Below are 13,728 nucleotides of genomic sequence, written 5' to 3'. Positions count from 1 at the left end.
ATGTCGAGTCAGGGCGTGTGCTGCTGATCGAGGGCCGCCAGCAGTTGGTCCTCGGACATGGATTCGATCGACACGTAGATCTCTGCCGTCGCCTCGAGCAGCTCGGTATCGCCTGCCGCGACGATCATCGACTCCGCCAACCCCGAAACCGTAGGGGCAGCGAACAACATCCTCACCGTGACGGAGGTGATGTCGAAGGCAGCACGCGTTCGGGCCACGATGGTGGTCGCGAGGACGGAGTCGCCGCCCAGCGAGAACAGGGTGTCGGTGACGCCTATCTCGTCGACGCCGAGCACCGTCTGCCAGATCGAGGCGAGTGCGCGCTCGAGGTGGGTTCTGGGGGCCACTCGCGCCTGCACTCGCTCGGTATCACCTGCTGCGCGGCACTGTTCGACGATGGCCACGGAATCGATCTTGCCGTTCACGGTGAGCGGCAAGGCTCGCAGTGCCACCGTCCGTTCCGGCACCATGTGTGCAGGCAGACGCTCGGCAGCCCTGGCGATGATGCCCGCAACGGTCTCATCCGGGTCCGCGTCGCGATCGGTGAGCACCACTGCTGCCATCACCGTGGCGGAGCCCGAGCGATCGACAACTGCTGCGGCGGCAACGACCTCGGGATCGCTGCCGAGGACGGACTCGATCTCGCCGAGCTCGATGCGGAATCCGTTGATCTTGATCTGATTGTCCACGCGGCCAAGAAATTCGACCATCGAGCCGGTGCCGTAGCGAACCAGATCGCCGGTGCGGTACCAGCGGTATCCATCGGCGTCGACGAAGCGCTCGTTCGTACGCTCGGGATCGCCCAGGTAGCCGTCGGCGAGACCGACGCCCGCCACCCACAGCTCGCCGCGCACAAAGTCCGGCACCTGGTTCCCACGCGCATCGACGACCCGAAGCGCCATGGACCGCAGCGGCACACCGAACGGGACTGTGCGCCAGTTCGGATCGACGTCCACGACCTCACAGATGCTGTTGTGGATCGCGGTTTCCGTAGCGCCACCGAGCCCGGCGAACCGGCACCCAGGAACCGCCATCGTCAACCGGCGGTAGAGATCGATACCCACCTTGTCGCCGCCGAGCATGACGACCTCGAGCGAATCGCCCAGATCTTCACCGGTGGACAGGATCATGTCCAGCAGCGGCGGTACGCAGCTGATCACCGTGACTCGATGGGCACGGATCAGAGCGGCCCAGCGCTGCGGATCCTTGCGCTCGTGTTCCTCGATGAGCACGGCCGTACCGCCGGCCGCGAACACCGAGAACAGGTCGAAGGTGCACAGGTCGAAGTCCAACTCGGACAAACACAACGGACGGTAGTCCTCGTCCAGCTCGAATCGTTCTATCAGGTCGCTGATCGTGTTCATCGCGGCACGATGTGAGACCACGACACCCTTCGGTTCGCCCGTCGAACCGGACGTGAAGATCATGTATGCGGGAGCGGTGTCGGGTCCGAGATGGGGTGCGGTCACAGGATCAGCGAGGACCGCGTCGGAAATGGGCATTCCGCAGGCTCCACTCTCGGACACATCGAGGCCGTCGTCACCCGATCCCCCGATCGTCACCGTGAAGCCGGCTTTTTCAGCGATCAGCGCAGTCCGAGTCGCCGGTTGGTCGACGCCGATCGGCACGTACACCCCACCCGCGGCGAGCACACCGAGAACTGCGGTGACTTGGTCGGGCCCCTTCGGCAGCGTCACCCCTACGGTGTCGCCCACCGCAACCCCGCGATCTGTCAGCGCCGCAGCCACTCTCAGAGCGCGGTCGCACAGTTCGCCGTAGGTCATCGACTCGTCGTCGCCCCACTCGAGAGCGATCGCGTCCGGTTTTCCGGCCGCCCGGTCGAAGAAGGCGCGGTGCAGAGTCTGGGTCCCGACTGTCGGCGACGCATCCGTGCGCGGTACATCGCGGGCCGGGGTCCGCGAGAGAAGTTGACGCGACGGAGCCAGCCGGCCTACCGGCTTCGTCCAGACGGCATCCTCGTCGACGAGGCCTCGAACGAGCGACTCGAAGGCGTCGAACATCGCCTCGGGAACCCCTGGCAGGAACTCGTTCTCGCGAATGTCCCAATTGACCAGCACACCGCCGTCCAGCTCGGTGATCTGTGCGTCCAGAACCACCTGCGGTCCCTGCGACATGATCCACACCGGGTCCCCGAACACCTCCCGCGCACGGCCGTCGAACAGCTCGCCCAATCCGAGCGCACTGGTGAAGACGACGGGCGCGAGTACCGGTTCCCCTCTGCGACGACCGAGCTCACGAAGTACCTCCACTCCGGAATAGTCGACGTGCGAGGCGTCCTCGTGCAGGCGTGCCCGCAGATGCCGGGACCGCTCCGCGAACGACAGGTTCTCGCTCAGATCGACATCCAACATGACCGAGGACGAGAAGTCGCCGATCAGTTCGCCGACGGCCGGGTGCGTCGGGGCACGGTCGAACATCGGAACGTTGAGGATGAATCGTTGCTCACGCGACCACGCCCCGACCACCTCGGCGAAGGCCGCTGCCACCGCGGCCGCCGGAGTGACGCCGTGCGCACGAGCCTGCGATTGCAGTTGCGAATACGCATGCGAGTCGAGATGAAACGCCCGCCGCGTTGCCACGGGTGTGCCTGAATCACGTTCGAGCAGAGGCAGAGTGGGCGCTCCGGGCAGAGAATCGAGTCGGTCGGACCAGTACCGTTCGGCCTGCGCACGTGCGTTGCGGCGATCGTCCGGCCGGTCGGCAAGGTAACGCTCGTAGCTGTAGTCGATGGTGGGGAGTGCCCGACCGTCGTATGCCTGCGCCAGGTCTGCGACCAGAATGCGAAAGCTGACGGCGTCGCCTGCGATCATGTCCATATCGAGATGCAACCGAGTTCGACCGTCCGGCAGCATCGACAGATCTGCCGAGAACACCTCTCCCGCTTCGATATCGAGGATCTGATGGGTCAGACGTTGCCGAGTTCGCTCCAGTAAGGCTGCTGCATCGTCCGCCCTCCGCAGATCGTGCACGGTCAACCCGCGCCACCCCGGGGCCGACTCGATCACTTGTTGTCCGTTGTCGGTGATCCGAGCCCGCAGCATGTCGTGCCTACGAGCAACGGCGTCGAACGCGTTGCGCAGTCGATCGGGATCGACTCCTCGGCCGTCGAACTCGGTGTACAGATGCGGAGCGACACCGCCGAACCGCTGCTCTGCGCTGCGGCCGATCCAGTAGGCGTGCTGCAGCACCGCGAGGTCGAAGCTGCCGGTGTTCACCGCGTTCGACTTGGTGGCAGTGGACACTGGTGCCGGTTCGACCGCGACACCGACCAATTCGGACCAGGCCGAGACCGTGGGCCGCGCAGCAAGATCGGCGAATGTCACCGCCGAACCTTGCTTGCGGAACCTGCCGACCAACCGCATCAGCACGATCGATTCCAGTCCCAACTCGAAAAGATTCGCATCGAGCGAGACGGAATCGGGTTCGACGCCGATCAGTTCTGCGACCTGCGCCCGCAGTTTTTCGGTCCCGATTCCGTGCGGATCCATCCGGCGTGTCCCCTTCGATCGGCTGCACTCTGCGTCGTACTGGGCGTGACCAGGAGTTTCGCCACTGACGTCCATAAGGACAGGCTACCCTCGCTTAGTCGACCCTGAGGAGGCTAACATCTGTCGGCACCGAGACGTGGACGGCACCTGCACCACCGCACCCGGCTTCTGGCCGACAAACCAAGACGAAAGCGACACATGATCTCTCATCGAATACGCAGCACCGGCCGGTTCGGGTCCCGTCCACGTGTCTTGACCGGGAGCATTGCGGTCCTCGTCTTCTTCACTGCGGCCGCATGCAGCAGCGAACAGGAAAGCCGCGGCGCACCGATCGTCGACCTGAACGCGAACCCCGCCGCGTGCGGCGAGAACGACCGCGTCGACGCAGTCGACCGAGCGTCGGGACCGTTCATGTTTACCGACGGCCGCGGACGGACCATTTCGCTCGATTCCCAACCGACCAGAATCATCGCCGACGAAGAATCGGCCGCGGCGCTGCTGTCGTACGGAATCAAGCCCATCGCTATCTGGTCGACGACTCCGCTGGGCACCAGCCCCATTCTGAGTTGCTCCGACCTCACCGGCATCGAATCGGTCGGCGAGAGCTGGGGCGCATTCGATTTCGAGAAAGCCGCCGCCCTCGAACCGGATCTTGTCATCGGCGAGTTCAACCCACGATTCGGCCAATTCGGCAAGCTGACCACCACGGCCGACGCGTCCAAGGCCGACACCATCGATCAGCTCGCTCCCACCCTGGGCGTCACCTTGGATACGACATCGACCGCACAGACCATCGAGAACTACGCCGGACTCGCGTCCTCACTCGGAGTCGATCTCGACACCCCGAAACTGGCAGACATCAAGGCCGAGTACGACGCTGCCGTCGACAACTTCGAGAAGGTTGCCTCCGAACGGCATGACCTCACGGGAGTCGGAGTCTGGCCCCTCGACGTCGCCTACGTACTCGACCCGTCCGCGGACCCGGACTTCAGCGACTACCGAAGTTGGGGCCTGAAGATGTACACCCCCGACGGCACCGATGACGGGTACTGGAAGAAGGTGTCCTGGGAGAACGTGTCGACCGTCGATGCCGATGTCGCATTCGTCTACCACGACGTCGCCAACGCAGCTGACGTGAAGCTTGCCGACATCCCCAGCCGCTACCCCGGATTCGACACCATCGCGGCCGTCGACACGCAACAGATGGTGCTCTGGGACTACGGTGCCAACAAGAGCTACAGCCGCTACACCAACACGATCAACGTCTACGCGGACGCACTGTCCAAGGCCCAGAAGGTCACTGACGAGTAATCGCGGCAGCAATCTCCGCAGCTCGTCGGTCCAGTTCGGATCGCTGCGGCGACGACGGTCGAGCACGGAGGCCGAAGCCGTCGCCGATCATCCGTGGGATCACATGCAGATGCACATGGAAGATCTCTTGGCCCGCGACCGTCCCGTCGGCGAGAAACAGGTTGACGCCGGCGACACGTGGATTACTTTCGCGCACAGCGGCAGCCACCTTCTGACCGACGACGAACAGGTGGGCGCCGACTTCCGGTGGCAACTCCGCCAGCGTTCGGAATTGCTCCCTGGGCACCACCAGCACGTGTCCGCTGGTGAGCGGTCGAATGTCCATGAACGCGACCATTGTCTCGTCCTCGTACACACGGGAGGACTCGGCCGTCCCGGCAATGATCTCGGCGAAGATTGTGTATGGATTCACAATCCCTGAGCGTAGGCGCTGGTCTGCTGACGCTGCGGTGACCGGACCCGGAGACTACTGTTTGCCGATGGGTATCGGCGGGGTTCTCTTCGACATCGACGGCGTTCTGGTGACGTCGTGGCAGGCGGTGCCCGGAGCCGCGGAAACGCTGAAGTTTCTGGACAGCAAGGACATTGCCCGCGCGTTTCTGACCAACACGACGTCCAAGACGCGTGAGCAGATCGCCGTTGCGTTGCGCGATGTCGGCCTCGACGTCCATTCCGACGAGATCGTCACTGCCGCGTCGCTCACCGCGGATCATCTACGCGAGAACTATCCGGACTCGCGGGTGGTACTGATCAACAACGGCGAGATCGCAAGCGACATGCCGGGCATCGAGTTCGTCGACGAGACGTCCGAGGATCCCGACGTCGTGGTGGTCGGCGGTGCCGGTCCCGAGTTCACCCACGAACGTCTCAGTCGCGTCTACGACTGGTTGTGCCGCGGCATACCCGTCGTCGCGATGCACAGGTCGTTGATGTGGAGCACGGGAGCCGGTCTGCGCATCGACACCGGCATGTATCTGGCCGGAATGGAACAGGCGTCGGGCCATACCGCGAAGGCCATCGGGAAGCCGGCTCCGCTGGGCTTCAGGACGGCATCCGAGCGGATGGGCGTGGACCCGGACGATGTCGTGATGGTCGGCGACGACCTGGACAATGACGTTCTCGCCGCCCAGGTCGTCGGCATGACGGGGGTGCTGGTGCGCACCGGGAAGTTCCAGCAGGACGCGTTGGATCGACGCATCACGGACGAATTCGCGATGGAGCCCGACCACGTGATCGACTCCGTCGCTGACCTCCCCGACGTCCTGAACCGACTGGTCCTGGCCTGACTACAGAATCGGCGACGGGCTGTAGGACGCTCCGCCGGGGAACTTCGCGATCAACCGCTCCACGGCCGAGACGACAGCACTGACCTGGGCGTCGGCTGCACCGATGAAGGCCGTCTTGTCGGCCAGTGCCGCATCGAGGGCAGCGCGGTCGAGTGGGAGTCGATCGTCTGCGGCGAGGCGGTCGAGCAGGTCGGGTTCTTGTCCCTGCTCACGCATCGCCAGTGCAACGGCGACGGCGTGCTCCTTGATCGCCTCGTGCGCGGTCTCGCGGCCGACGCCCGCGCGCACGGCGGCCATGAGCACCTTCGTCGTCGCGAGGAACGGCAGGTACCGGTCGAGTTCCTTCGCGATGACGGCCGGGTAGGCACCGAATTCGTCGAGCACTGTCAGGAAGGTCTCGATGAGACCGTCGATGGCGAAGAAGGCGTCGGGCAGCGCGACGCGGCGCACGACGGAACAGAAGACGTCACCCTCGTTCCACTGCGCTCCGGCGAGCTCGGCGGCCATCGATCCGTAGCCGCGCAGCACCACCTGCAGGCCATTGACACGCTCGCACGAGCGGGTGTTCATCTTGTGCGGCATCGCCGAGGAGCCGACCTGTCCGGCCTGAAAGCCCTCGGTGACGAGCTCGTGCCCGGCCATCAGGCGGACGGTATGCGCGAACGAGGACGGTCCGGCACCGATCTGAACCAGCGCGGAGACGACCTCGTGATCGAGCGAACGCGGATACACCTGGCCGACGCTGGTGAGCGTGTGCCGGAAACCGAGGTGATCGGCGACAATGCGCTCGAGCGCGACGAGCTTGGCGGAGTCACCGCCGAAAAGATCGAGCATGTCCTGCGAGGTACCCATCGGACCCTTGATTCCGCGCAGCGGGTAACGGGCGATCAGTTCCTGGACCCGGGCCAGTGCCAGCAGCAGCTCGTCGGCGGCGGACGCGAAGCGCTTGCCCAGCGTCGTCGCCTGAGCTGCAACGTTGTGGCTGCGGCCGGCCATGACGAGCGAGGAGTACTCGGCGGCGCGTTCGGCCAGCCGCTTCGCAACGGCGACGCCATGCGCGTGCACGTGTTCGAGCGAGCGCAGGATCTGCAGCTGCTCGACATTCTCGGTGAGGTCGCGGCTGGTGAGTCCCTTGTGGATGTGCTCGTGGCCGGCGAGGGCGTTGAACTCCTCGATTCGAGCCTTGACGTCGTGTCGGGTGACCCGTTCGCGCTCGGCGATCGACGCAAGATCGACCTGGTCGACAACGGCCTCGTAGTCGTCGATCGCGGCGTTGGGGACGTCCACTCCGAGTGAGGATTGTGCACGCAGCACGGCGATCCACAACTGGCGTTCCAGGGCGATCTTGTGCTCCGGCGACCACAGCGCCACCAGTTCGGGACTCGCGTAACGGGTGGCCAGGACATTCGGGATGCTCACGAGCGTCCAGCTTACGTGGCGCAGTTGTCGGTCTCGGCAGACGACTGCACTGTTTACTCTCGCCTGCCGCTGGAATACCCGCAGCTCATTCCGATGTTGCATGCGTGGTGAGCCGAACAGTGAAGGTCGATATCTGGTCCGACATAGCGTGCCCGTGGTGCTTCGTCGGCAAACGGCGTTTCGAGGCAGCCGCCGCGGAGTTCACCGCCGGTGGCGGAACGCTCGAGGTGGAGTTCCACTCGTTCGAGCTGGCACCCGACACACCGGTCGACTTCGACGGCAGCGAGGTCGACTTCCTCGTCTCTCACAAAGGCATGCCGGCCGCCCAGGTCACGCAGATGCTGGGCCAGATGACCGAGCTGGCTGCAGGCGAGGGGCTCACGTACGACTTCGACGCCCTGCAGCACACCAACACCGTCAAGGCGCACGAGCTCCTGCACTTCGCCAAATCCAAGGGCAAGCAGGTCGAGATGAAGGAACGGCTCCTGGCGGCCTACTTCGAGGAGGGCCGCCATGTCGGCCGCATCGATGAACTCGCCGACCTGGCCGCAGAGATCGGCCTGGACCGTGACGAGGTGCTCGAGGCGCTGAAGTCCGAGGAGTTCCTGCCGGCAGTGCGCGCGGACAAGGAGCAGGCCATCGCCTACGGGATCAGTGGAGTGCCGTTCTTCGTGATCGACGGACGGTTCGGTGTCTCCGGTGCGCAGGACCCGTCGGTGTTCGCAGATGTCCTGCAGAAAGCCGCGGCCGACTCATGACCGGTCCTCTGGAGACGGTCGGCGACGAACACGGCCTCGTCTGCGCGGACGGCGTGTGCGAGGTGCCACCCACCCGCGACACGGACTCCGGCGAGACCGAATAGTCACTCGGCCGGTACCTGTTCCGCTGGAGCGACCACGTCGATGACGGCCAAGAGCATGCTTCGGGCCATGTCACGAGGGTCTGGGTCCACTTCGCTGAGCGCACCCACCACTGCTCCGTCGACCACCGCGACGAGTCGTCGTAGCTGCTCTTCCTGCACGGTTCGGCCCGATCGACGCAGCACGTCGGTGAGGAGGTCGTCGATCTGGGCGCGTAGCCGCAGTTGCACTTCTCGCAGTTCGGGATGCCGGGCCGACGCGATGAAGCGTTCGTATCGCGCGATCAGTTGCTCGTGTCCGACCTGTGGCCCGATGAGCAGGTCGACGATGAGGTCGACCGTCGATTCCATCTTGTTCGAGCACGTGCCCTCGTCCTCGATACGACCGCGCATGACGTCGATCTCACGGGTTCCGACGACGTCGACGGCCGCCGCCACCAGGTCTCCGAGGGACTCGAAGTAGTACGTGGTCGACGCCAGCGGCAACCCGGCTCGCGAGGCCACGGATCGGTGCCGAACCGCGTCGAAGCCACCCTCGACGAGGAGGTCCGCAGCGGCCGACGCCAATGCCTGCCGGCGGCGCACCCCCTTCGGAGTCGCACCCGACACCTTGTGATGCGACTCGGTCGGACCTGCGGACATTCAAGTCATCGTGCCAGCTCGAGGGCGTTCGTCGGACTGCTTTCGAGCTATGGAATTGTCGTTACCCGTGGCACACAGAACGATCGACCTCCGCTCCGACACCATCACCCGACCGGATTCGGTCATGCGAAAAGCCATGGCCGACGCCGAAGTGGGCGACGACGTCCTCGATCACGACCCCACGATGGCGGCACTGGAAGAGGCAGTCGCAGGCATGCTCGGATTCGAGTCGGCACTGTGGGTCCCGTCGGGATCGATGGGCAACATCATCGCGCTGATGCTGCATCTGCAGCGCGGCGATCGGTTCCTGGCCCCCGAGCACGCGCACGTGCTGGGATCCGAGCTCGGCACCGCGGCGTGGTTGGCAGGCGGGATGCCCGACGCACTGCCCCACGACGCAGGCCCTGGCCGTCCCCTCGCGTCGACCGTGCGCGCCAAGGCCGGCGGCGCAGGGCCGTACTTCGCGCTGCGGACTACGCTGCTCTCGCTCGAGAACACCCACAACTTCGCCGGCGGTACTGTCTTCGGACCGGACGAGTGGGCGGGACTCGTTGCTGCCGGGCGTGACTCGGGTCTGAAGATTCACCTCGATGGTGCGCGACTGTGGAATGCCGCTGTGGCCCAGAATGTTCCGATCGCGTCGTTGACTGCGGGCGCCGATACGGTGCAGGTGTGCCTGAGCAAGGGCCTCGGAGCGCCCGTCGGCTCGATGTTGGTCTCCGACGCCGCGAGAATCCACGAGGCCCGACGCGTCCGAAAGATGTTGGGCGGCGGGGTTCGTCAGGGTGGCATTCTGGCTGCGGCGGGGCTCGTCGCGCTGGATCGAATCGGTGATCTGGCCGAGGACCATGCCAACGCGGCAACCCTCGCTTCCGGTCTGCGCGAGCGGGGCTGGGACGTGCCGAACCCCGAAACCAACATTGTGCTGGCCACTGTGGAAGACCCAGCGCACACGGTGAGCGAGCTGGCCGAGTTGGGCATCGCCGCGGTGACCGTTGCGGGCAAGGTGCGCTTCGTGACGCACCGCGACGTCTCCGCCGTCGACATTTCCGAGGTGCTGGAGCGGCTGCGCCGCATGTGAACGCAGCGCCTTCCTGTCGTTCCGCAGGCTCCACTCCTGCCTCGTAGCCTGCTGCGAGGAAACACTCACATGCGACGAAGTCGCTCCAACGCTTCTTCGACGTCGGCTGTGGTGCCTGCGAACGAGAATCGCACTGTGTGGTTGCCTCGCACGGTGTCGAAATCCACGCCCGGTGCCAGCGCAACCCCGGTCTCGGAAAGCACTCGGGCACACCAGCTCCGCGAGTCGTCTGTGAGGTGCGCGATGTCGGCGTACACGTAGAACGCACCGTCGGCCGGTGCGACATCGGTGATGCCCATTGCCGGCAGACCGTCGAGCAGAATTCGGCGATTGACGGCGTAGCGCTCGACATGCGAATCCAGCTCTCGGCGGGACTCCTCGGTGAACGCGGCGATGGCCGCAACCTGTGAGATCGCCGGGGGGCACACCGTCATGTTCGACGCCAATCGTTCGACGGCTCTGCGCAATCGGACCGGCAGCAGCATCCAGCCCAACCGCCAACCGGTCATCGAGAAGTACTTCGACACCGATCCGATCGCGACGGATTCTTTCGATGTCTCCCACGCGCTGGACGTGTGCGCATTGCCGTAGGAGATGCCGTGGTAGATCTCGTCCGAGATCAACAGCGTTTCGTGCTCGTCGCACCAGCGCGCGATGGCGGCCAGCTCATCGGCGTCGATGATCGTGCCGGTGGGATTGGCCGGGCTCGCGATGATCAGCCCGGCCGGCGGCTCAGGCAGTTCCTCGAGCATCGCGACGGTGGGCTGGAATCGAGTCTCTTCCACGCAGTCCAGTTCGACGACCCGACAGCCCAACGCCGCCAACGTGTTTCGATAGGCCGGATAACCGGGCCTGGCCATGACGACGGTATCTCCCGCGTCGAATGCCGCGAGGAACAGCAGGGTGAATGCGCCCGACGACCCGGTGGTGATCACCACGTCGTCGGCGTCGACGGTGATGCCGTACCGCGCGCTGTGATATTCGGCGACTGCCTGACGCAGCGGCAGAATCCCGAGCGTCTCGGTGTACCCGAGCAGGTTCGCGTCCAGGGCCTCACGGGTGGCGCGCAACACGGGCCCGGGTGCCCGAGTGGACGGCTGACCTGCGGCCAGCGAAAGTACATCGCCGTGAGTGCGTGATCGCTCGGCCGCTGCCGCGAACACATCCATCACATGAAACGGCTCGACCTTCGATCGCTGCGATTCGCTGTGCATATTTCGACACTACTGACGTCGCTTCGCCCGGCGCAGGTGCACTGAGTGTCCACTATTTCGAGGCAGCCACGGGATCCCGTCTGACAGCACAAATTGTGGACACTCACGTCAGTGCCTTCCGGCGACGTCGTACGGTGTCGACGATCTGCCGCACCACATAATCCAGGTCGGTCAGCACCATCGCCGCCGAATAGCGCAACACCAGCCAGCCGTCGAGTTGCAGAGCATTCTGGCGCACGCGGTCGTTGGTGAACACACCCGGTGCGCTGTGGAACTCACGGCCGTCGATTTCGACGATCACCCGAGCCCGACGGTCCATCAGATCCGCGTAGTAGGGCCCCACGTCCGCGTTGATCTCGAGGAAGTAGCCCGCCGCCGTGAGTGCCCGAGCCACCAAGCGTTCGGGTTCGGACAGAGTGCGCGGGCAACACAGTCGCAGCTGCCTTCTCACCTCGGTGATGCCGGCCATCCCGGCCGACTTCTCGCATTGCCTCGCGACCCCGCGCCAGCTCACCGCGCGGCTCAGCGCAGAGTCGAAGAACTGCTCCAATTCGGGCCGGGTCAGCGACACAGCGACGTCGACGATGGACTGCTCTATGGTCACCACCGGCAGACCGTCCGCGAAGCTCGACTCGGTGAGACTGCGTCGGTACGCCCGCAGCCACTTCGGACCGCGAGTTCTCGACATGCGAGGAACTGTGATGTCCACGTGATCGGGTTCGTGCTCGAGCAAATTCCACCACCACGCCGCGGCGAGATGGCTCAGCACTGCGTGCGGTTGCCAGAGCGTAGCGGCGACGCACCGGTCCCGGTACGTCGGTTCGCCGGTGCAGTAGATGCTCGGAAGCAGCCTGGTCAGTGTGCCGGCTCTCGTCCGATACGCAATTGCGCCCTCGCTGACGCCGGTGTCCAACAGCTGCTGCCTCGTGTATACCCCCATGGACTACAGCCTGGCGTCGGAAATCCACTCGTGGGCCTGCGATTCGAGAAATGTGGATAACGCTGCTACCTGTGGACAACTGACGTGAGTGTCCACTTTTTCGGCCGACACACGGGATCCCGTGTGGTAGGCGAAATTGTGGACACTCAGCGCACCGCCGACGCAGCCCCTCTACAGCGAGATGCGCCCCTCCACTGCAGCCAGTCCGATGTCCGTACGGAAATGACTGCCCGGCAGGCGGATTCCAGCAATGCGGGAGTAGGCATCGTCGCGGGCGGCGGTGAGATCGAATCCGGTGCCGACCACACTCAACACGCGTCCGCCCGCAGATACCACCACTCCGTCCTTGACCGCAGTACCCGCATGCAGGACGCCTGCGCCGTCGGAGCCGAGGATCTCGTCACCGATACGCGGCCGACCGGGGTAGTTCTCGGCAGCGATGACGACGGTGACAGCCGCGCCGTCTTTCCAGCGCAGCGGCGGCAGCGACGCGAGGGTGCCGGTTGCCGTCGCGTTCAGCGCCTCACCGAGGGGTGAATCGAGCAGCGCGAGCACCGCCTGGGTCTCGGGATCACCGAAGCGACAATTGAATTCGACGACGGCCGGCCCGTCGGCTCCCATCGCCAGGCCGGCGTACAGCAGGCCGGAGAACGGCACGCCGCGCTTCACCATCTCCGCGGCAACGGGTTTCACCACATCGCGCACGATCTGCTCGACCGCGTCCGCGGGCAACCACGGCAACGGGGTGTACGCACCCATGCCGCCGGTGTTGGGACCGGTATCTCCATCGCCGACGCGTTTGTGGTCCTGCGCGGGCAGCAGCGGCACGACGGTCTCGCCGTCGACGAGGCAGAACAAGGAAACCTCGGGGCCGTCGAGGAACGACTCGAGGAGTACCGGGTGACCGTTCTCGAGGAGCTCGGCGGCATGATCGCGAGCGATGAGGCGATCGGTGGTGACGACGACGCCTTTGCCTGCGGCCAGACCGTCGTCCTTGACCACCCAATGCGGACCGAAGCGGTCGAGGGCGGCGTCCAGCAATGCGGGCGAGTCGACTATTTCGCTGTGCGCGGTGCGGACACCGGCGGCAGCCATCACGTCCTTGGCGAACGCTTTGGATCCCTCGATGCGCGCGGCGTCGGCGGAGGGGCCGAACGCGGCAATGCCCGCCTCGCGGAGTGCGTCGGCGACCCCGAGAACCAAGGGCACCTCGGGTCCGATGACCACGAGATCGGCCTCGATCTTCTTCGCCAGCGCGGTCACCGCTTCCCCGGAGGCGACGTCGACCGCGTGCTGCTCGGCGAGCTTCGCGGTACCTGCGTTGCCGGGAGCCACGAAGAGCTTCTCGACCGACGAGTCGGCTTTCAACGCAAGTAGAAGGGCGTGCTCACGAGCACCGGAACCAATGACTAGTACGCGCACAGTGCAACAGACTATCTGCTCGACGCGAAAGCGCCCCGCACCTGT

11 protein-coding genes are annotated in these 13,728 nt (G+C 65.2%); 4 read left to right on the top strand and 7 right to left on the bottom strand.

All coding sequences use genetic code 11. From position 1 onward, the window contains the following. Window positions 1-8: 8 nt before the first annotated feature. Entirely contained in the window at window positions 9-3,509 is a 3,501-nt protein-coding gene (locus AC5WEY_RS15835) for a non-ribosomal peptide synthetase (RefSeq protein WP_495646618.1), read from the bottom strand. 252 nt (window positions 3,510-3,761) lie between these two features. Between AC5WEY_RS15835 and AC5WEY_RS15830 the strand changes: the two genes are divergently transcribed. Next, window positions 3,762-4,820, top strand: coding sequence for an ABC transporter substrate-binding protein (locus AC5WEY_RS15830; RefSeq protein WP_495646617.1), 1,059 nt, complete (start codon window positions 3,762-3,764; stop codon window positions 4,818-4,820). Here AC5WEY_RS15830 and AC5WEY_RS15825 read toward each other — a convergent pair. Continuing rightward, complete coding sequence (locus AC5WEY_RS15825; protein WP_057476336.1) at window positions 4,807-5,232, bottom strand: HIT family protein; 426 nt, start codon at window positions 5,230-5,232, stop codon at window positions 4,807-4,809. The two genes, AC5WEY_RS15830 and AC5WEY_RS15825, sit on opposite strands and share 14 nt — an antisense overlap. Window positions 5,233-5,299: 67 nt before the next feature. Here AC5WEY_RS15825 and AC5WEY_RS15820 point away from each other — a divergent pair, with 67 nt between their 5' ends. Then, a complete protein-coding gene (locus AC5WEY_RS15820; RefSeq protein WP_495646616.1) occupies window positions 5,300-6,106 on the top strand; it encodes an HAD-IIA family hydrolase in 807 nt (268 codons plus the stop codon). Here AC5WEY_RS15820 and purB read toward each other — a convergent pair whose 3' ends face one another. Further along, window positions 6,107-7,525, bottom strand: coding sequence for an adenylosuccinate lyase (gene purB, locus AC5WEY_RS15815; protein ID WP_057476334.1), 1,419 nt, complete (start codon window positions 7,523-7,525; stop codon window positions 6,107-6,109). 107 nt (window positions 7,526-7,632) lie between these two features. Between purB and AC5WEY_RS15810 the strand changes: the two genes are divergently transcribed. Further along, the gene (locus tag AC5WEY_RS15810) at window positions 7,633-8,283 is read left to right on the top strand and encodes a DsbA family oxidoreductase (RefSeq protein ID WP_495646615.1); all 651 of its coding nucleotides are present in this window, start codon (window positions 7,633-7,635) and stop codon (window positions 8,281-8,283) included. A gap of 104 nt (window positions 8,284-8,387) precedes the next feature. Here AC5WEY_RS15810 and AC5WEY_RS15805 read toward each other — a convergent pair whose 3' ends face one another. Next, entirely contained in the window at window positions 8,388-9,026 is a 639-nt protein-coding gene (locus AC5WEY_RS15805; RefSeq protein WP_057476333.1) for a TetR/AcrR family transcriptional regulator, read from the bottom strand. A 67-nt stretch (window positions 9,027-9,093) separates the two neighbouring features. Between AC5WEY_RS15805 and AC5WEY_RS15800 the strand changes: the two genes are divergently transcribed. Continuing rightward, entirely contained in the window at window positions 9,094-10,107 is a 1,014-nt protein-coding gene (locus AC5WEY_RS15800) for a threonine aldolase family protein (RefSeq protein ID WP_495646614.1), read from the top strand. Between the two features lie 65 nt (window positions 10,108-10,172). Here AC5WEY_RS15800 and AC5WEY_RS15795 read toward each other — a convergent pair whose 3' ends face one another. The 3 genes from AC5WEY_RS15795 to purD all read right to left on the bottom strand — a co-directional run bounded on the left by AC5WEY_RS15795 (window position 10,173) and on the right by purD (window position 13,683). Next, the gene (locus AC5WEY_RS15795) at window positions 10,173-11,321 is read right to left on the bottom strand and encodes a pyridoxal phosphate-dependent aminotransferase (protein ID WP_495646613.1); all 1,149 of its coding nucleotides are present in this window, start codon (window positions 11,319-11,321) and stop codon (window positions 10,173-10,175) included. A gap of 103 nt (window positions 11,322-11,424) precedes the next feature. Further along, a complete protein-coding gene (locus AC5WEY_RS15790; protein WP_495646612.1) occupies window positions 11,425-12,261 on the bottom strand; it encodes a DUF559 domain-containing protein in 837 nt (278 codons plus the stop codon). A gap of 171 nt (window positions 12,262-12,432) precedes the next feature. Further along, complete coding sequence (purD, locus tag AC5WEY_RS15785; RefSeq protein WP_495646611.1) at window positions 12,433-13,683, bottom strand: phosphoribosylamine--glycine ligase; 1,251 nt, start codon at window positions 13,681-13,683, stop codon at window positions 12,433-12,435. Window positions 13,684-13,728 lie beyond the last annotated feature (45 nt).

The sequence above is a fragment of the Rhodococcoides sp. S146-33 genome, assembly GCF_059489205.1.
Note: the sequence above shows the minus strand (reverse complement) of the source record. Positions and strands in the feature narration are given on the sequence as shown.

Bases quoted from the DNA above. Each gene is read 5' to 3' on its own strand.
- AC5WEY_RS15795 (WP_495646613.1), bottom strand. From the start codon at position 11,321: ATGCACAGCGAATCGCAGCGATCGAAGGTCGAGCCGTTTCATGTGATG.
- AC5WEY_RS15835 (WP_495646618.1), bottom strand. From the start codon at position 3,509: ATGGATCCGCACGGAATCGGGACCGAAAAACTGCGGGCGCAGGTCGCA.
- AC5WEY_RS15790 (WP_495646612.1), bottom strand. From the start codon at position 12,261: ATGGGGGTATACACGAGGCAGCAGCTGTTGGACACCGGCGTCAGCGAG.
- AC5WEY_RS15805 (WP_057476333.1), bottom strand. From the start codon at position 9,026: ATGTCCGCAGGTCCGACCGAGTCGCATCACAAGGTGTCGGGTGCGACT.
- AC5WEY_RS15820 (WP_495646616.1), top strand. From the start codon at position 5,300: ATGGGTATCGGCGGGGTTCTCTTCGACATCGACGGCGTTCTGGTGACG.